Below are 20,963 nucleotides of genomic sequence, written 5' to 3'. Positions count from 1 at the left end.
ATCCGGCGGCGCCGAACGAGACGTACGAAGAAGAGACGAATGTTCGATAAACAGACCGAGACGATCGAATGGGCCGGCCGCACGCTGACCCTTGAAACCGGCCGCATGGCGCGCCAGGCCGACGGCGCGGTGCTCGCCACCTACGGCGAGACCACCGTCCTCGCGACGGCGGTCGCAATGAAAGAGGTCAAGCCGGGAATGGACTTCTTCCCGCTGACCGTGAACTACCAGGAAAAATATTTCGCCGCGGGCAAGATCCCCGGCGGCTATTTCAAGCGCGAAGGCCGTCCGACCGACAAGGAGACGCTGACCAGCCGTCTCATCGACCGGCCGATCCGCCCGCTCTTCCCCAAGGGCTTCAAGAACGACACCCAGGTCATGATCACGGTGCTGAGCCATGACCTCGAGAACGATCCCGACATCGTCGGCATGGTCGGCGCGTCCGCCGCCCTGGTCCTGTCCGGCCTGCCCTTCCTGGGCCCCATCGGCGCGGCGCGCGTGGGCTACAAGGACGGCGGATACGTCATCAACCCGACCGTGGCCGAGCTTGACGACAGCGAGCTCGACCTCGTCGTCGCCGGCACCGCGGACGCGGTGATGATGGTGGAATCCGAAGCCAGGGAGCTGTCCGAAGACGTCATGCTCGGCGCGGTCATGGCCGGCCACGAGGCCTTCCAGCCGGTGATCGACATGATCATCCGCCTGGCCGAGAAAGCCGCCAAGGAGCCCTGGGATTTCGAGCCGGAAGACCATTCCGAACTCGAAGCGAAGGTGAAAAAGCTGGTCGGCGACGACATCGCCAAGGCCTACACCATCACCCAGAAGACCGAGCGCCAAGCCGCCGTCGCCGCCGCCAAGGAAAAGGCGATGGCGAAGTTCGCGGCCAGCGAGGACAATCCCGACGGCGTCGAGCCTTCGATCCTGAAGGGCGTTCTGAAGGGCGTGGAAGCCTCCGTGGTTCGCGGCGGCATCATCAAGACCAAGAAGCGCATCGACGGCCGCGATCTCGATCAGGTCCGCCCGATCGTGTCCGAAGCCGGCATCCTGCCGCGCACGCACGGCTCGGCGCTTTTCACCCGGGGTGAAACCCAGGCGCTGTGCGTGGCGACGCTCGGCACCGGCGAGGACGAGCAGTTCATCGACGCGCTCACCGGCACGTACAAGGAACGCTTCCTGCTGCACTACAACTTCCCGCCCTATTCGGTCGGCGAGACCAGCTTCCGTCTCGCCCCGGGCCGCCGGGAAATCGGTCACGGCAAGCTCGCCTGGCGCGCGCTGAAGGCCGTCATGCCGGGCGCGGAAGAGTTCCCCTACACGATCCGTCTGGTCTCCGAGATCACCGAGTCCAACGGCTCGTCCTCGATGGCGACGGTCTGCGGCGGCTCGCTCGCCCTGATGGACGCGGGCGTTCCGATCGCCCGTCCGGTCTCCGGCATCGCCATGGGCCTGATCAAGGATCCCGAAGGCGTGGCGGTCCTGTCCGACATTCTCGGCGACGAGGATCATCTCGGCGACATGGACTTCAAGGTGGCCGGTACGGAGCGGGGCGTGACCTCGCTGCAGATGGACATCAAGATCGCCGGCATCACCAAGGACATCATGCAGACCGCCCTGGATCAGGCCAAAGGCGGGCGCATGCACATCCTGGGCGAGATGAACAAGGCGCTCGACACCACGCGCGGCTCGCTCGCGGCCCACGCGCCGAAGATCGAGACCATGCAGATCCCGACCGACAAGATCCGCGACGTGATCGGTTCGGGCGGCAAGGTGATCCGCCAGATCGTGGAAGAAACCGGCTGCAAGGTCGACGTCAACGACGACGGCCTGATCAAGCTCGCCGCCGTGGACGAAGCCTCGATCCGCGCCGCCTACGACTGGATCTACTCGCTCACCGCCGAGCCTGAAGAGGGCAAGGTCTACAAGGGCAAGGTCGTGAAAGTCGTCGACTTCGGCGCCTTCGTGAACTTCTTCGGCGCCAAGGACGGCCTCGTGCACGTCTCGCAGATGAAGAACGAACGCGTCGGCCACCCCAAGGACGTCGTCAGCGAAGGGCAGGAAGTCTGGGTCAAGCTCCTGGGCTTTGATGACCGCGGCAAGGTCCGCCTGTCGATGAAAGTCGTCGACCAGGAAACCGGCGAAGAAATCACCGAAGGCGGCGAGGACTAGGATCCCGCCTCACCTTTCACGATGACGAAAAGAGCCCCCGCCGGCGGAAGCCGGCGGGGGTTTTTTGTCGAGGGCGCGGGCTGGACTGTTCGCGGCTCATGGGGCCTGCCGGCCCGTTCGCGCCTTGTATCGCCCCACCGGGGCGATCCATTCGCTTCGCGAAGCGGCGCTCACCCCCAGAAAACCCACCGTCTCGGGAGGCACTCCTCGGGTTCGGTGATCTCCGCGCGCAGGATGAGCTCGCGCGCGACCGGGTCGTAGGCCGGGCAGCCCCAGAAATCCTGCTCGAACGCCTCCAGCTCACCGCTGAACGTGTGCGTCGATCTCACCATGGCGGCGACCGAACTGCGATCAAAGCGCCGCGCGAGCGCGTCGAGCCGTTCCGGCTCCCGGCCGCGGATGCGGTAGATGCGGTAAAGGCTCCGGAAGTCAGAGCGCGGCAGATCGCGGCCTTCATCGATCGCCAGCGAGCACAGGATCGCGAATTCCTCCCCCCGCGCGCGCGCTTCGAAGCGCGCATCAATATCGCCGCCATAGCTGTCCATGCATTCGCGCCAGTGAGGCAGCTCCAGCGGTTCCGGCTCGGGGCGTGCGGCCGGGCTGCAGGCCGCGACAGCCAGCGCCAGCATCGCCGACATGACACGCAAGACCGCCCGCACCGAACGCTCCCCCTCAGGTCGAACCGAATTCTTCGGCGAAGATGCCCCCGCGGCCCGGCGGAGGCAAGCGGGCGGCGGCCGCCCCCGCCTCACCAAACCGTAATCTCGCTTCCCGCCGCGCGCCTGCTATCGTCGCCGCCGAGCGCGCGCGCGACGCGCGGAAAACGGGGAGCTCCTCTTGATGAAAACCGTCACCGCTTTCGCCGGCCTCGCCGGCGTGCTCGTCCTCGGCGCCGGCGCGATCGCGCAGGACGAGGAGGTCTACCGCCTGCCCGGCCAGGACATTGTCGACATCGTCGACGCGCCCGACGCGCCCTGGACCTCGCTGTCGCCTGATCGCCGCCATCTTCTGCTGCTGCATCGCGAGGCTCTCCCGCCGGTGGCTGATCTGGCCCGGCCGATGGAGCGGCTGGCCGGCCTGCGCCTGGACGCGGCGACGAACGGCCGGCACGGTCCGCGCACGGTGACCGGCTTGTCCGTGATCGATCTCGACACCGGCGCGGAGCGCGATTTCGACACTCCCGAGGACGGCGGGCTTTCGGACTTCACCTGGTCGCCGGACGGCTCGAAAGCGGCCTTCCTCGTCACCGAAGGCGATACGATCGGGCTCTGGGTCGCCGACATGGCCTCGGGCCGGGCGCGCGAGCTGATCTCCGAGGGCGTGAACGACGTGTTCGGGACGATCGACTGGACCCCGGACGGCGAGCGGCTGATCGTCACCCTGAACGACCCCGAGCGCGGCCCCATGCCGGTGCGTCCGCGCGTTCCGGCCGGTCCCGTGATCCAGTCCGCCGCCGGCTATGAAGCGCCGGTGCGCACCTATCAGGATCTTCTGCAGAACCGCGACGACGCGGCGCTGTTCGCCTGGCTCGCCCGGACCCAGCTGGTCTCCATCGACGTGGACGCCCGCCGTCCGCGGCCGCGCCCGATCGGCGAGCCGGGGCTCTATTTCAACGTCGATCCGGCGCCGGGGGGCGAATACCTGCTCGTCGAGGAGCTGGAGCAGCCCTTCTCCTACGACGTGCCCTGGTCGGACTTCGCCCAGGTCGCCGAGGTCTGGACCATCGACGGCGAGCCGGTCGCCGAGCTGGGCCGCCAGGACATCGCCGACGACACGCCGATCGGCGGCGTGGTCGACGGCCGGCGCAATTTCGGCTGGCAGGCCAGCCATCCCGCCCAGATCGTCTGGGCCGAAGCGCTGGACGGCGGCGATCCGCGGGTGGAGACCGACGAGCGGGACTCCGTCTGGGCGCTGCCCGCCCCGTTCGACGGCGAGCCTGTGGAGGTCGCGCGCTTCGAGGACCGGTATTTCGGCACGCAGTACACCTCGGAAGGCCAGACCGGGATCGCCGTGGAGTATGATCGCGACACCCGCGTGCTGCGGCGCTGGGTCGTCGATTTCGCCGCGCCGGGCGGCGAGAAGCGCCTCGCCGAGGAGCGCAATCTTCAGGACGCCTACGCCGATCCGGGATCGCCGCAGACCACGCGCAACGCGTACGGCCAGCCGGTGATCGCCGTGATCGACGGGCATATGTACAACACCGGCGAGGGCGCCACGCCCGAGGGCGACCGGCCTTTCCTGTCCAGGGTCAGCTTCGACACGTTTGAAGGCGAGATCCTGTGGCGCAACAGCGGTGAGACCTATGAAAGCGTGATCGGCGTGCTCGCCGACGACGCTTCACGCTTCCTGACCTCCTATGAAGACCCGACGACCCCGCCGAACGTGCGCCTTCATGCGGGCGGGGATGTGAGCTGGATCACCGAGTTTCCCAACCCGCACCCCCAGCTCGAGGATATCCGCAAGGAGCTCGTCACCTATGAGCGCGCCGACGGCGTGCCGCTGTCGGCCACGGTGTATCTGCCCGCCGGCTATGACGCCGAGCGTGACGGGCCGCTGCCGCTGGTGGTCTGGGCCTATCCGCGCGAGTTCAACGATGCGGGCACGGCCGGCCAGGTGCGCGGCTCGCAATACCGCTTCTCGCGCGTCGCGGGGACCAGCCCGCGCTTCTTCGTCACCCAGGGCTACGCCCTGATGGAGAACGCGACCATGCCGATCGTCGGGGAGGATCCCGAGACGGTGAACGACAGCTTCATCGAGCAGCTGGTGATGAGCGCTGAAGCGGCGATCGACTTCAGCGTGGCGCGCGGCTTCGGCGACGGCGAGCGCACCGCGATCGCGGGCCATTCCTACGGTGCGTTCATGACCGCCCATCTTCTGGCGCAGAGCGATCTGTTCCGGGCGGGCATCGCGCGCTCGGGCGCATACAACCGCACGCTCACCCCGTTCGGCTTCCAGGCCGAGCGGCGGACCTTCTGGGCTGCGCCGGAGGTCTATTTCGAGCTGTCCCCCTTCATGGCGGCGGACCAGATCGACGAGCCGATGCTGCTGATCCACGGCGAGATCGACAACAATTCGGGCACCTTCCCGATGCAGTCAGAGCGCATGTTCGCCGCGGTGAAGGGCAATGCCGGAACCGCGCGGCTGGTCATGCTGCCCTATGAAAGCCACGGCTATCGCGCGCGGGAGAGCGTGCTGCACGTGCTGGCCGAGTCCATCGACTGGCTCGACGCCTATGTGAAGCCTGAAGAGCAGGTCGTCCCGCACCGGGCCGACGAGGCGGAGACGGCCGAAGACGCCGCCGAAGCGCGTTAGTCCGGCCCGAAATTCCTGCTCTGAGCGCCCGGGCGGCCCCGCCGTCCGGGCGCTTCATTACCGCCTTGCAGGCCGGGACGTTCGAAGCTAGGTTCCGCGCCTCTGAGCGGCGGGCCCCGCCTTCGTGCAGGCCCGCGCAGAGCGCCGCTTTAGCTCAGCTGGTAGAGCAACGCATTCGTAATGCGTAGGTCGCGTGTTCGAGTCACGCAAGCGGCACCATTTTTCCTGATCCTCAAGCCCGTCCGGGCTTTCGGGCCTCGCTAAAGCTGCGGGCGGCTGTTCGCCTTGCGAACCGTTCCGGTTCGACACGGGTCTTTCGCCCCGCACCATTTTTCGCTGGTTCAACCTTCCTGAAGTCGGTTGAGACGGGGTTCCGGGTTCGAGGTTCGTCGCCTCGCCCGCGCCTGACGCCGCGGTGCGGGCAGCCCCTTGCGAACCGTCCCTGTTCGGCACGGATCTGTCGACCCGCAAGGCTTCGCCCCCTCGAAAACCCCGCGTCGCCGTCCGGACCAAACAACGTTCCGCTATGTATCGATAGGACTTGGCTGTTCAGTCCTCGCCGCATCTGCATTGGGCGCGGTCAAGCCACAAAATTTATTAATATACCCTTAATTTTCGTTGACCCGGCGAAACGGCGGTGAGAACCTTTCGCATATCTGGCCGGAAGCGTGCCTGCGCGGCCGAAGTCCTAGGGGGGACATCTCATGGCGAAGTCCGTCAAGCGTTCCAGCGGAGCGAACAAGAAGCGTGTGCGCCCTGAAACGGCTTCCGAACGCGCACCCGAGCGCGCCGCGCCCCGCCTGAAGGACCGCCTACTCTCCCAGGCCGCCTCGTTCGCTCTGGGGACCGCCATCGCCACCGGCATGGCGACCGCCGCCACCGTGGCCACCGCCACCGAGGCGGAGGCGCAAGCGATCGGTGATCCGATCACGAACCCGATCTCGGGTGGTACCGAGACCGTCGCCGAAGTCGTTTCGGGCGGCGTGATCACGGAAGAAGGCAATTTCATCTTCACCGGCATCTCGGTCGGCGCGATCATCCCGAACCCGTTCGGCGCGGGCACGGCCGAAGTCGCAGCGGTCAGCCCTGCGACAGGCACGGTCACCAGCTTCACGGTCGTGGGCAATGCGACGTCGGTTTCGATGGTGACGCCCATCGACTCCACCCCCGGCCAGGTCGCGCCCCCCACTCCGCCGACGCCGGGTGCGTTCGACATCAACTTCATCCGCGTCGCGGTGCGGGGCGGCAACGGCTCGAACGGGCGCGGCGGGGCGCTGTTCATCCCCGCAACGAGCGGCGGCAACGGCGGGTCGGGGCCGACCTTGCCCCGGTTCGGGATCGATCCGACGGGTACGCCGTCCTATGCGCTGGGGAGCCTCGCGATCACGACGGTCACCAACGGTCTGGCCGGCATCGAATGGTCCAGCGCGGGCGGCAATGGCGGCAATGGCGGGGGGTCGACCTTCAACCTCGCCGGCGGCGGCAAGTCCGGCGGCAAGGGCGGAGCGGGCGGCAATGTCACGCTCAGCGTCACCGGCGGCAATATCAACACCAGCGGTAACGAAGCGCACGGCGTCGTGGCGCAAAGCCGTTCGGGCGTGGGCGGTCAGGGCGGCAGCTCCTTCCTGGCCACCGGCGGCGGCGGCGACGGCGGCGCGGGCAATGACGGCGGCAATGTTTCGCTCACGGTCGGGTCGACCACCAACATTCGCACCACCGGCGATGGCTCGGTCGGCGCGTTCGCCCAGTCCCTGGGCGGCGGCGCGGGCGCGGGCGGCAGCAGCTATAACCTGTTCGCCTTCGGCGGCGGCGCAAAGGACGGCGGCGACGGCGGAAACGTCACGCTCGACTTCGCCGGCACGGTCCGCACGCAGGGTCTCGGCTCGCACGGCGTGTTCGCGCAGAGTCTCGGCGGCACGGGCGGCCAGGCCGGCAACGCCGGCGGCCTGCTGGCGTTCGGCGATAACGGGTCGGGCGGCGGGAACGGGCGTACCGTCAACGTCACCGTCCGCTCGACCGGCTTCATCGAGACCGACGGGTTCGGCTCGCACGGCGTGTTCGCCCAGTCGGTCGGCGGCGGCGGCGGGTCGAGCGCGACCAGCGCGGGCCTGGGCTCTTTCGGCGCGAACGGCGGCACGGGTGGTAACGGCGGTTCTGTGACGCTGACGACCGAGGCCGGCGCCCGGATCAACACGCTGCAGGGCTTCTCTCACGGCGTCTTCGCGCAATCGGTCGGCGGCGGCGGCGGCGCGGGCGGTACGACCGTCGGTGCGGTCTCGCTCGGCGCGGGGGGCGGGGGCGGCGGAAGCGCGTCCTCGGTCACTGTCAACACGGCGGCGGACATCACCACCGACGGCATCATGTCCCGCGGCGTGTTCGCGCAGTCTGTCGGAGGCGGCGGCGGTTCGGCCAACGCGGCGGTGGGCCTGCTCGCGATCGGCGGTAATTCGAGCGACGGCGGCGCGGCCGGCAATGTCACGGTGAACGCCAGCGGCGCCATCACGACCGACGGCGCTCTGTCGAACGGCATTCTCGCCCAGTCCGTCGGCGGCGGCGGTGGCGACGGCGGCATGGCCGTCTCGGGCAGCGCCTTCGCCGGACTCGCCGTGGGCGGGCGCGGCGGCGGCGGCGGGGATTCCGGTATCGTCACCCTGCGCATGAGCGACCGGACGGTGAATGTCGGCGGGACGCCGACGCTCGTGAATCCGGCGATTACGACCAGCGGGATCCTGTCGCGCGGCGTGCATCTGCAATCTGTCGGCGGCGGCGGCGGCAATGGCGGCCTGGCCGTTCAGGCCTCGGTCGGCGCGTTCGGCGCGGCCAGCTTCGCGATCGGCGGGCGTGCCGGCGATGGCGGCGACGGCGGCCTGGTCCGCATGTTCGGCGACCTCAACGTGCAGACCGAAGGCTTCGGCGCGGACGGCGTCGTGCTTCAGTCGGTCGGCGGCGGCGGCGGCACGGGCGGCGGTTCGGTTTCGGTCGCGGTGTCAGGCGGGGTCGGGTTCTCCGGCTCGTTCTCGCTGGCGATCGGCGGCTCCGGCGGCCAGGGCGGCGACAGCATCGGCCGGCTTCTGAACGCGGCCGGCGACATCGTCGCCTCGGGCGGTGATCTCACATCCGTCTTCATGGATTCAGGCGGCTTCATCAGCACTGACGGCCTGTTCGCGACCGGCCTGTTCGCCCAGTCGATCGGCGGCGGCGGCGGCGGCGGGGGCTTCTCGGTCGCAGCGCCTCTGGCGTTCTCCGACACCGTGGCCCTTTCGGTCGGCGTGGGCGTCGGCGGCGCGGGCGGGCTCGGCGGCGACGGCGGCCGGGTCGACGTGACTTTCGACGGCGGGATCCAGACGCTTCAGGACGACTCCATCGGCGCGCTGATCCAGTCCACCGGCGGCGGCGGCGGTAACGGCGGGTTCAACGTCACCGCTTCGCTCGCAGGCTCGGGCGTGGCCAGCGGCGCGGTCTCTGTCGGCGTCGGCGGGGGCGCGGGCAATGGCGGCGACGGCGGGACCGTCATCGGCCGCGTGCTGCAGACCGTCTCCACCCAGGGCGAGCGCTCGAACGGCGTCATCGTGCAGTCCACAGGCGGCGGCGGCGGAAACGGCGGCTTCAACGTCTCGGGCAATATCAGCGCCTCGGGCACGGCTGCGGGCGGGATCAGCGTCGGCGTCGGCGGTTCGGGCGGCGACGGCGGCGACGGCGGTTCGGTCAACGCGGTGGCCGACAACGTCACCACGTCCGGCGAAGCGTCGAGCGGCTTCCTCGCGCAGTCGGTCGGCGGCGGCGGCGGCAATGGCGGCTTCAATGTGAGCGCCGGAATCGCGGCGAGCTCTTCGGCGTCTGGCGCGATCAATGTCGGCGTCGGCGGTTCGGGCGGCGCCGGCGGCCTGGGCGGGAACGTCAACGCCACCCTTCAAGGCGACATTACAACCACGGGTTATAACAGCGACGGAGTCATCGCCCAGTCGATCGGCGGCGGCGGCGGCAACGGCGCGTTCAACGTCAGCGCGGGGATTTCCGCTTCCACCGGCGCGTCGGGCAATATCGGCATCGGCGTCGGCGGTTCTGGCGGTTCGGGAGGCCGTCAGGGCGGCACGGTCACCCTGACGCTCGACGGCGACCAGACCGGTGAATTCATTTCGGTTTCGACCGGCGGCGCCGGTGGTCTCGGCGCGGAAAGCGACGCGATCCTGGCTCAGTCGGTCGGCGGCGGCGGCGGCAACGGCGGCTTCAACGTGACCGCCGGCGTGGCGGTCGGCGCGTTCGGCTCGGGCAATATCGGCATCGGCGTCGGCGGTTCGGGCGGTTCGGCCGGGATCGGCGGCGCGGTGACGCTGCTCGCCAACCAGGGCTTCGACGAACTCGACGGCATGCTGGCCACGACTACCGGCGCGCGCTCGCGCGGCGTGGTGGCCCAGTCTGTCGGCGGCGGCGGCGGCAATGGCGGCTTCAACGTGACCGGCAACGTCGCCGTCACCTATAGCGGCGGCGTCAGCGGCAATCTCGGCATCGGCGTGGGCGGCGCCGGCGGTTCCGGCGGCGCCGGCGGCGCAGTCACCGCCGACATCACCGGCGGCGTCATGACTGGTGGCGACAATTCCGGCGGGATCGAGATCTCCAGCCTGGGCGGCGGCGGCGGCTCGGGCGCCTTCAACATCACCGCAGGTGTGGCGGTCACCGCAGCGAGCGGCGTCAGCGGCAATATCGGCATCGGCGTGGGCGGGTCCGGCGGCGGCGGCGGAAGCGCCGGCACGGTCAACGCGACCGCCAACACCATCGTGGACACGTTCGGCCGCGATTCCGACGGCGCGGTGTTCCAGAGCGTCGGCGGCGGGGGCGGCAATGGCGGCTTCAACGTCACCGGCGGAATCGCCGTCACGGCCGGCAGCGGCGTGACCGGCAATATCGGCGTCGGCGTCGGCGGGTCCGGCGGCGACGGCGGCGACGGCGGGACGGTCGACGCCTCGCTCACAGGCCTGGTGCTGACGCGTGGCGAAGGCAGCGACGGCGTGATCGCCCAGAGCCTGGGCGGCGGCGGCGGTTCAGGCGGCTTCAACGTCACCGGCAGCGTCGGCGTGACCGCCGGGTCGGGCATGACCGGCAGCATCGGCGTCGGCATCGGCGGCAAGGGCGGCCTCGGCGGCGACGCCGGCGCGGTGGATCTGACCGTGCTCAAGGGCGCCGGGATCGACGCCGCACGGGGCTCGACGACCGAACTCGCCGTTGTCAGGACGCTGCTTGATCGCGCCAAGGGCGTGGTCGCCCAGTCGCTCGGCGGCGCGGGCGGCAATGGCGGCTTCAACATCACCGGCGACGTCAACATCACCGCCGGCAGCGGCGCGACCGGCAGCATCGGGGTCGGCGTGGGCGGCTTCGGCGGCGGCGGCGGCGATGCGGGCGATGTCGGCCTCACCCTGGTCGGCGACGTGCAGACCGGCGGCGCGGAATCCGGCGCCATCGAAGCGACCAGCTCCGGCGGCGGCGGCGGTTCGGGCGGGTTCAACATCAATGCCGGCGTGAGCATCACGACCGGCTCGGGCGCGACCGGAAATGTCGGCGTCGGCATAGGCGGGTTCGGCGGCGACGGCGGCGACGCGGGCGATGTGACCGCCGACGTGCGCAGCGACGTTCTCACCGTGGGCGCGCGCTCGGACGGCGCCCTGTTCCAGAGCACGGGCGGCGGCGGCGGCTCGGGCGCGTTCAACATCACCGGCGGGGTGGCGATCAACGCCGGCTCCGGCGCGGGCGGCAATCTGGGCGTCGGCATCGGCGGTTTCGGCGGCGAGGGCGGCGACGCCGGCGACGTGATCGTCGACTTCGACGGCACGATCCAGACCGGCGGGCTGGAATCGGCCGGCGTGACGGCGCAGTCGGTCGGCGGCAGCGGCGGCAACGGCGCGTTCAACATCACCGGCGGGGTGGGAATCTCCAAGTCCGCGGCCGGCAATATCGGCTTCGGCCTGGGCGGGTTCGGCGGCGGCGGCGGCGACGCCGGCGACGTGACCTTCCGCATGAACCAGCGCGACGCGATCACCGGGCTTGCGATCCTGACCACGCAGAACGACGCGCGCGGCGGCGTGGTGCAGAGCCTGGGCGGCGGCGGCGGCAACGGCGCCTTCAACGTCACCGGCCAGATGTCCTTCGCCAAGAGCGGAGCGGGCAACATCGGCATCGGCGTCGGCGGCAGCGCGGGCGACGGCGGCGCGGCCGGTTCGGCCAGCGCCTTCGTGACCGGCGACATCCAGACCCAGGGCCGGGACGCGGGCGCGTTCCTGCTGCAGTCGGTCGGCGGCGGCGGCGGCAATGGCGGCTTCAACGTCACCGCAGGCATCACCGGCTCCAAGGGCCCGTCGGGCAATCTGCTGATCGGCGTCGGCGGCGCCGGCGGCGGCGGCGGAGACGGCGGGGCGGTCGTCGGCGATTTCGTCTCCGACATCACCACGTTCGGCGAAAACTCCTACGGCCTGACCGCGCAGTCGCTCGGCGGCGCGGGCGGCAATGGCGGGATCAACGTCACCGCCGGGATCAGCATTTCGGGCAATTCCAGCGGGCTGGGCTCCGGCGTGCTCGGAATCGGCGTCGGCGGCGCCGGCGGCGCCGGCGGCGACGGCGGCTCGGTCGATGTCGACTTCGAAGGCGACATCTGGACCCAGAGCGATCGTGCGCACGGCGCTCTGGTGCAAAGCCAGGGCGGCGGCGGCGGCGGCGGGGCGTTCAACGTCACCGGCGGCGTCGCGATCGCGAACTCCAACTCGGCCACGGTCGGCGTGGGCGTGGGCGGCTTCGGCGGCCTGGGCGGCGACGCGTCCACCGTGCTCGCCGACTTCGACGGCGACGTAACGACTTATGGCGAGAACGCCTACGGCTTGACCATGCAGTCGGTCGGCGGCGGCGGCGGTTCGGGCGGGTTCAACGTCACCGGCGGGCTGTCGATCACCGCGCGCGACGGCAACAACGCCGGGCTCAACGTGGGCATCGGCGGCTTCGGCGGCGGCGGCGGCGACGGCGGAAACGTCACCGGCACGGTCACCGGGCTTTACAACACCTCCGGCGCGGACGCCGACGGCGTGCTGGCCCAGAGCCTGGGCGGCGCGGGCGGCCGCGGCGGCTTCAACATCTCCGGCGGGCTCAATCTGGGCAAAGGCAACGCCACCGCGCTGGCCTTCGGCCTTGGCGGTTTCGGCGGCGGCGGCGGTACGGCGGGCGATGTCAGCCTGACCCGTGTGGGCGACACCTTCACCCGCGGCACGCAGTCTGACGGCGTCACGGCCCAGTCGATCGGCGGCGGCGGCGGCGCGGGCGGCTTCAACGTGACCGGCCAGATCGGGATCACGCTGCCGGGCGGCTCGGGATCGAGCTCGAACCACACCGCGGCGATCGGCATCGGCGGCTTCGGCGGCGCGGGCGGCTCGGCCGGCTCGGTCAATCTCGACCTGACCGGCAATGTGGGGGCGACCGGCGTCGATGCGGCGACCTTCCTTGAAAACCAGACGCTCGGCGATCTGGCCGAACGCTTCGATTTCGACATCGCCGAACAGGACCGGCCCGATCTGATCACGGCTGCGATCGACTTCGTGCTCGGCCTCAACAGCGACGAGGTCGAAGTCTCCGACATCGAGTGGAACCAGCGGATCCGTGTACTGAGCAACGGCTCGAACGGGGTCGTCGCCCAGTCGGTCGGCGGCGGCGGCGGCAGCGGCGGCTTCAACATCGCCGGCAACATCACCGCATCCACGCCCAAAACGTCGAACAACTCGCGTGGCCTGGTCATCGGCGTGGGCGGCTTCGGCGGCGCGGGCGGCGACGCGTCCGACGTGACCCTGTCGATCGGCGCGCCCACCGGTGCGACCGACCGCGTCTCGATCGTGGCGGCCGGCGACGACAAGTCCGCCGTGATCGCGCAATCGATCGGCGGCGGCGGCGGCAATGGCGGCTTCAACATCTCCGGCAACATCACGCTGGATGGTGCGGCGACCATCGGCGTGGGCGGCTTCGGCAGCGCCGGCGGCGTGGCCGACGACGTCACCGCGACCGTGGACGCCGATCTGTTCGCGCAGGGCAATTCCGCGCGCGGCCTGCTGGCGCAATCCATCGGCGGCGGCGGCGGCCAGGGCGGCTTCAACATCGCGGCCGGCATCACCGGCGATCCGAACACGGACGAATCCTCCATCACGGTCGGAATCGGCGGCGGCGGCGGCGCGGGCAACGAGTCCGGCGATGTCGACGTCACCCAGAACGGCCAGATCCTTGTGGACGGCTTCAACGCCGGCGGGCTGCTGGCCCAGTCGGTCGGCGGCGGCGGCGGCGACGGCGGCTTCAATGTCAGCGTCAACGCCAATATCGGCGGCGGCAACACGCCCAGCGGCAATCCGCTGAAAGGCTATGCGGCCTCTGTCGGCGTCGGCGGCTTCGGCGCGGGCGGGGCTGACGCGGGCGACGTGTCGGTCACCAGCACCGGCGCGATCGTGGTCAACTATGCGCCCGGCACCGATCCGATCAGCGGCGATCCGACCCTGACCGCGACCGAGTTCACCGGGTACAATTTCGGCCTGCGCGCGCAGTCCATCGGCGGCGGCGGCGGCACCGGCGGAATCAATTTCAGCGGCGTTCTGGCCCGGCAGGGCAACCCGCTGGCGGTCTCGGTCGGCGGCTCGGGCGGCTCGTCGGGCGACGGCGGCGCGGTGGACGTGGTGCGCGGCTACGGCGCGACCGGCGCGGCGGCGCCCAGCCTCATCCAGGTCATCGGCGACAACTCGGTCGGCCTGGCCGCGGAATCCATCGGCGGCGGCGGCGGCCGCGCCGGTGCGACCTTCCTGGCGGTCGGCAGCAAGAAGGACGTCAACGCCACGCCGCTGGGTGCGAACATCCTGATCGGCGGCAACGGCGGCGGCGCGGGCAGCGGCGGCGCGGTGACGGTCGATCATTACGGCGATATCCGCATGTCGGGCGAGGCGTCCAAGGGCCTGTTCGCCCAGTCGATCGGCGGCGGCGGCGGCAACGCCGACATCGCGATCGGCACCGGCTACACCGCCGACACCTCCTCCCTGAACCTCACCATCGGCGGCGCGCCGACGGCGGGCGGCACGGGCGGGGACGTCGACGTCACACACGTGGGTCTGATCACCACCGACGGCGACGACGCGGAGGGCCTGCTGGCCCAGTCCATCGGCGGCGGCGGCGGCAACACCGCGATGTCGATGGCCGTGGTCTTCGGCCAGGACGACCAGCTTTCGATCACCGTCGGCCGAGCCGGCGGCGTCGGCGGGGATTCCGGCGACGTCACCGTGGACTTCGGTGATCGCGACGCGCGCCGCGACGCTTCGATCGCGGGCGGTCAGATCAGCACGACCGGCGACCGGTCCACCGCGATCTTCGCCCAGGCCGTGGGCGGCGGCGGCGGCATCAGCTCGGCCAGCTCGGTCGTGCTCAGCGGCACCGAGAACCCCGGCGATCCCAGCAACGAAAAAGTCCATGCGGTCGGCGTGTCCGTCGGTGCGGACGGTCCGAACGGCGGGATCGGCGGCGATGTCGACGTGTTCGCCGACGGTCTGATCACCACCGAAGGCTATGAAGCGCACGGCATTCACGCCCAGTCGCTGGGCGGCGGCGGCGGCAAGGCGGGCGCGGCCATGCGCCCGACCATCAACGCCTCCAGTGCGTTCAACATCGCGGTCGGCGGCACCGGCGGCAACGCCGGGCTCGGCGGTGACATCCTGATCGACACGGTCGCGTTCGTGGAGACCCAGGGCGAGGGCGCCGACGGCGTACGCGCGGAATCCATCGGCGGCGGCGGCGGCGCGGGCGGTTATGCGGTCGCGCTGGGGCTGAACTTCCCGTTCTTCTCGATCCTGACCCCGGCTGAATCCAGCAACACCGTCAATCTCAACTTCGGCGGCGACGGCGGGCAGGGCGCGCTCGGCGGCGATGTCGAGGTGCTCAACGGCGGCTTCGTTCGGACCCACGGCATCGAGGCGCACGGCATCGCGGCGCGTTCGATCGGCGGCGGCGGCGGCGAAGGCGGCATGGCCTTCACCGGACGCATGAGCACGAGCGGGGAGTCCAACAGCTTCGACCTCAATGTCGGCGGGTCGGGCGATGTCGGCGGCGACGCCGGCGACGTCACGGTTGAGAACCGCGGCGTGGTCGTCACCCTCGCCGACAAATCCCACGGCGTGCTCGCGCACTCCACCGGCGGCGGCGGCGGCAGCGCCGGCATCGTCGGCAATCTCGACTTCTCGCGCGCGGGCGGGACGGGCAACGAGCGCAACTTCGTCACCATCAATATCGGCGGCTCGGGCGGAACCGGCGGTGCGGGCGGCGCGGTGCGCGTCACCAACCAGGCCAGCACCGATCCCACCGATCCCGATTTCGGCGTGCCCACCGGCGTCATCGAGACGCGCGGCGACAACGCTTATGGCGTGTTCGCCCAGTCTGTCGGCGGCGGCGGCGGTAACGGCGCGTCGGTGATCTCCATCGCCGGCACGAACGCGGGCGTCGGCAGCGGCGACGAAAAGGGCGCCCAGCTCAGCTTCTCGCTGGGCGGTTCGGGCGGTTCGGGCGGCACGGGCGGCACGGTCGACGTCATAAACGACGGGCTGATCCAGACCTTCGGGGACAACTCCCACGCCATCGTGGCCCAATCGATCGGCGGCGGCGGCGGTACGGGCGGCTTCGCCCTGGCCGGAACGCTTTCGATCAACGCCCGCGCCGACGCGCCGGTCTTCGCGATCGGCGGTTCGGGCGGGGACGGCAACGCGGCCGGCGCGGTCACGGTGACCAACACCGGCGAGATCCGCACGTCGGGCGACCGTTCCCACGGCATTCTGGCCCAGTCGATCGGCGGCGGCGGCGGGGATTCCCAGCTCGGCCTCGCGCTGAGCGGCGAGCCGATCTCGCTGGCGATCTCCTCGGCGATCAGCGCGCTGGTCGGCGGCCTCAACCAGTCCTCCGGCGGGCTCGGCGGCGACGTCGTGGTCAACCAGTCCGGCGACATCGTGGTCTCCGGCGACGGCTCCATGGCGATCAAGGCCGAGAGCATCAACGGCGGCGGCGGCGGTCTGACGATCGACTTCACCAACATCGCCTCGCTCACCGGCACCCCGCTCAGCGTCTCCGGACCGGGCGGCGCGACCGAGCGCGAGTTCGGCGTCCAGCTCGGCGGCCAGAACGCGCAGGAGCAGAACGCCGGCCGGGTCACCATCAACACCGACGGGAACTTCGCATCCACCGGGCGCTACGGCGCGGCGGCGGGCTCGAGCGCGGTCGGCGGCGGCGGCGGCTCGTACAATCTGTGGATCGACGTGGAGACCCCGTCCGGCACGACCGGATCCGGCGCTGCGCCCGCCTCGGCCATGGCGCCGGCGGCGGCGCCGCCTCCGGGAACCGCGATGAGCGTCAGTCTCACGCTCGGCGGGTCGGGCGGCGTCGACAATGACGGCGGCGACATCGACACCACCCATGTCGGCGCGGTGATGGCGACCGGCGAGGGCTCGCTCGGCGTGCTCGAGCAGACAATCGGCGGCGGCGGCGGCACGGCCACCATCGTGGTCGATGCGCCGGCGGCGAGCGTGTTCGACGCCTACACTGTCTCGATGGGCGGCGAGAACGGCCTGCGCGAGCGCGGCGGTTCGCTGACCCGCACCCAGAACGGCATGGTCGCCACGCTCGGCGATGCGGGTCTGGGCGCGCTGCTGCAGAGCATCGGCGGCGGCGGCGGCTATGCGGTCGCAAGCTTCTCCGGTGCGGGAACCGCCACGCTGGCCTCCTCGGTCGCGTTCGGCGCGGACGGCGGATCGGAACTCGGCGGCGGCGACGTCGCGGGCGTGTTCTCCGAAGACGTGATGACGGCGGGCTTCGGCGCGCACGGCGCGGTGCTGCAGTCGATCGGCGCGGGCGGCGGCTTCGCCACCGTGCTCGGCGGGGCCGATCTCGACGTGAGCTTCGGCGGGCAGAACGGCGCTTCGGGCGCCGGCGGCGCGGCCGGGCTCGACGTCGCGGGCTCCATCGTCACCGAAGGCGCGGGCGCGTTCGGCACGCTGGTCCAGAGCGTGGGCGGGGGCGGCGGCGCCGTCCTCACCGATCTCGGCCCCGACGTGATCACCGTCACCGCCCGCAGCGGCGGCGCGGGCGACGGCGGCGCGGCTTCGGTGTCGGTCGGCGGCTCGGCGCAGACGCTCGGCGATGCGGCGATCGGCGTGGCGGCGCAAAGCGCCGGCGGCGGCGGCCTGGTCCTGCTCGGCCTCGAGCCGGCGACCGGTCCCGACGCGGCGTCCTTCGGCTTCTTCGCCGGTTCTGCCGGCGGCGCCGGGAACGGCGGCTCGGTCGATCTCGACGTGGACGGCTTCATCTCCACCGCCGGCGATCAGGCGTTCGCCCTGTTCGGCCAGAGCGTCGGCGGGAACGCCGGCGCGGTCACCGCAAGCGTGGACGGCTCGATCGCCACGAACGGCGCGGGCGCGCACGCCGTGCTGCTGCAGTCGATCGGCGGTTCGGGCGGGGTCGTCTCCGGCACGCTCGACGCTCCGGTTCATCTGTTCGACGGCCTGTCGGCCGGCGACGGCGGCGCGATCAGCTTCGTGCATGGCGGCGACATCATCGCCCTGGGTGAAGGCGCACACGGCGTCATCGCCCAGAGCCTGGGCGGCGGCGGCGGCTGGGTGGACGGCGACTTCGCCGGCACGGCCGGCGGCGCGGGCACCGGCGGTGCGATCGAGATCGAGGTGGCCGGCGACATCTTCGCGGCGACCGAGAACGCCTATGCGGTCTTCGCCCAGAGCCTCGGTGCCGACGGCGCGGGCGACATCCTCGCCCGTCTGGACGGCATGGTGCGCGGCGGCTCGGGCTTCGGCGCAGGCATGATCCTCGACGGCGGGGCGGCCAACCACGTCCAGCTCTTCGGCTCGCTCAGCGCGGTCTCGGGCCTGGCGCTCGACGCCAGCACCGGGGACGACTTCATCGAGAACAACGGCCTGTTCGTGGGCAATCTCGATCTCGGCTCGGGCGTGAACGCCTTCAACAACAATGAAGGCGCGACCTTCATCGCGTTCGACACGATCGATCTGCGCGATCCGGTTCCGGCGGGTTACACCGGCCGCGATCTGCAGCCCGCTCCGGGTCTGACGACCTCGATCGTCGCTGCAGTTCCGGTCTCGGCCGGTTCGGCTGCGCCGGCTGCGGTCGAGCCCGCCGCGGCGACGGCTTCAGAGCCTGCTCCGGTCTCCGGTGAAACCGCGGGCCTGGCCGGCGGCGCGATCGCTGCGATCACGCCCGCCGACATCGCAGATCCCGCGCCGGCGTCCGACCCGGTCGCCTTCACGTCCGGCCAGGGCGGCGATACCGGCCTGAACGGCGCGCAGCAGTCCGGCCTCGACGCCGCGATCGCTTCTGACGATCTGCCGCCTGTGGCGAACGGCCCGGCCGGCGCGGCCAGGGGCGACTCGGTCGGCGACTTGGCCGTGGCCGGCGTCGCTTCGGGGCTCGTGGCCGCTCAGGCTCCGGCCCAGGACGGGCTGCGCAGCCGCGGCCGCAACGCTGTGACGCCCGATGCGATCAGCAACACCGGCGCCGCGCCGGGCGACGCGTCCGATCCGGGCGTAGCGGCCGGCCTGGTGGCCACTGTTCCCGTCGGCACGACGGTGCGCGGCGCTCCTGCGCCCGGCGGCGAAGCCCCGGCGTCCCAGCCGGCGGCCGATCCGGCCCCGCAGCCTGCGGCGATCTCGGCGGGCCAGCCTGTTGCGGCGATCGCGCCGGGCGTGGCGGATGCGCCGGTTCCGGTGACGACGACTGCAGACGCAGGCCTGCCCGCATCGGCCCCGGCCGGCGGGGCGGCGTCCGGCGGCTTCGGCTCGGCCGCAGCGCCGGAGGCTCTGCCGCCGACGCCGGTCAGCATGCCGGCCGCGCCTGCGACCTTCACCAACGCCGGTGATTTCCTGATGGGCCTCGCCGCGCCGCGCTTCCCGATCGATCTTCTGAACCGCGACACGTTCGGAAATCTCGACGGGATGGGCGATCCGGCGACCAATCTTCTGTACGGCGCCCGGGTCATCAACTCGGTGGAGCTCGACGGCAACTACGTGCAGACGGCGACCGGTCATCTGGCCTTCGACGTGGCGTTCGGGCCTTATGCGTCCGACATCGTCAACGTCACCGGCGACACGACCGTGGACGGCACCGGCGAGGTGATCCTCACCTGGCTGGAGACCGACGAGAACCAGACCCTGTTCGCCACGGCCGGCACGGCGGTGGACAACGGGCTGGAGATCGCCGACACGATCGCGGTCGACTTCGGCATCGAAGCCAACGACATCGGGATCCAGCTCACGATCTTCACCGATTTCGGTCAGGACTTCCTGAACGAGAACGGCCGCAATCTGGGCCGCCATCTCGACAGCGCGATCCGGGCCGACGGCTCGGCCGGGATCGGGCGCCTGGGGGCGCTGCTGGGCAACCTGCAGGCCGGCCAGGAGGACACCTACTCGGCGATCTTCACCGAGCTCGACCCGTCCGGCCATATCGCCCCGCTTCAGGCCCAGCTCGACAACGCCCAGACCTTCGGAAGCGAGCTGTTCTCGTGCGAAAGCCCGGTCCGCCGGGTGGACGGCCAGTGCGTCTGGACGCGTCTGGAAGCCTCGGGCTCGCACCGGGCGGACACGTTCGAGACCTTTGAGGTGGAGGCCGATGCGATCCACTTCCGCGGCGGCTTCGAGCAGGTGACGAACGATCTTTGGACGGTCGCCGCCGCGATCGGCTATGACGAGCTGTCCGGCTTCCGCATCGACACCAACCGCATGCGGACCCAGGGCCAGGCCCTGCACGCCGGTCTCGGCTTCGAGCGCACCAGCCCCGGCGGCGTGATCGTCGGCGGCGGGGTGACCGCCGGCTGGCAGTGGACGGAGTCCACCCGCTCGCAGAACATCTTCGGTCCGATGATCGGGGAATCTTCGGCGAACTCGGGCTATCTGCAGACCGAACTTCACCTCGCTCAGGTGTTCCGCTCGGGCCGCCTCTTCGCCCGGCCGGAAATCAGCGCGTCGGCCACCGCCCTGCACCATACCGGCTTCGAAGAGCGCGGGCTCGAAGGGCTGGGCATGGAGGGTCTGCGCGAGACCCAGGTGATCGGCCGGATCAGCCCCGAAGTCGCCCTCGGCGCGGTGCTCTATGAAGGCCCGGCCAGCTCGGCCACCTTCACGATGACGCTGGGTGCGGACTTCCAGTCCGACCGCCGTGTGGAGCTGCCGATGCGCTTCCTGGGCTCGAACCCCGATGCGGACCCGGCGAAGATCGGCACGCTGCTGGACTCCGAGTCCTACCGGATCTCCACTGATCTGCACCTGATCGGATCGGACCGGATCGGGCTGCGGCTGGGATACACCGGCGAGTTCGGCGAGTACGTGGAAGACCACCGCGCCGGCTTCGACTTCCGCATGAAGTTCTAAGCCAGCACGGGCGGCGGGCCGGTCACGGTCCGCCGCCCGGTCGCCGGTATCCAG

General features: G+C 70.9%; 4 protein-coding genes and 1 tRNA gene. 4 read left to right on the top strand and 1 reads right to left on the bottom strand.

Features of this window, described 5'->3' with window-relative positions; genetic code table 11:
* The first annotated feature begins 39 nt into the window (after window positions 1-39).
* Window positions 40-2,166 carry a polyribonucleotide nucleotidyltransferase gene (gene pnp, locus ABL308_04455; protein ID XBQ17131.1) on the top strand — a complete coding sequence of 709 codons (2,127 nt, stop codon included), beginning with the start codon at window positions 40-42 and terminating at the stop codon, window positions 2,164-2,166.
* Between the two features lie 170 nt (window positions 2,167-2,336).
* On the opposite strand, the gene ABL308_04450 is transcribed toward pnp, so the two are convergent.
* Window positions 2,337-2,804 (bottom strand): hypothetical protein, encoded by a 468-nt coding sequence (locus ABL308_04450; protein XBQ17130.1) that lies wholly within the window; start codon window positions 2,802-2,804, stop codon window positions 2,337-2,339.
* 202 nt (window positions 2,805-3,006) lie between these two features.
* Between ABL308_04450 and ABL308_04445 the strand changes: the two genes are divergently transcribed.
* From ABL308_04445 to ABL308_04435, 3 genes are all read left to right on the top strand, one after another.
* A complete protein-coding gene (locus tag ABL308_04445) occupies window positions 3,007-5,478 on the top strand; it encodes a prolyl oligopeptidase family serine peptidase (GenBank protein XBQ17129.1) in 2,472 nt (823 codons plus the stop codon).
* Between the two features lie 143 nt (window positions 5,479-5,621).
* A tRNA-Thr gene (locus tag ABL308_04440) sits at window positions 5,622-5,697 on the top strand.
* Window positions 5,698-6,182: 485 nt separating this feature from the next.
* A complete protein-coding gene (locus ABL308_04435; GenBank protein XBQ17128.1) occupies window positions 6,183-20,909 on the top strand; it encodes a hypothetical protein in 14,727 nt (4,908 codons plus the stop codon).
* Window positions 20,910-20,963 lie beyond the last annotated feature (54 nt).

Origin of the sequence: Oceanicaulis sp., assembly GCA_040112665.1 — a bacterium.
In the GTDB taxonomy this organism is placed as follows: domain Bacteria; phylum Pseudomonadota; class Alphaproteobacteria; order Caulobacterales; family Maricaulaceae; genus Oceanicaulis.
The sequence above is the reverse complement of the archived record's forward strand: the minus strand, read 5'-3'. Positions and strand labels throughout refer to the sequence as shown.

Bases quoted from the DNA above. Each gene is read 5' to 3' on its own strand.
- ABL308_04435 (XBQ17128.1), top strand. From the start codon at position 6,183: ATGGCGAAGTCCGTCAAGCGTTCCAGCGGAGCGAACAAGAAGCGTGTG.
- ABL308_04445 (XBQ17129.1), top strand. From the start codon at position 3,007: ATGAAAACCGTCACCGCTTTCGCCGGCCTCGCCGGCGTGCTCGTCCTC.
- pnp (XBQ17131.1), top strand. From the start codon at position 40: ATGTTCGATAAACAGACCGAGACGATCGAATGGGCCGGCCGCACGCTG.
- ABL308_04450 (XBQ17130.1), bottom strand. From the start codon at position 2,804: ATGTCGGCGATGCTGGCGCTGGCTGTCGCGGCCTGCAGCCCGGCCGCA.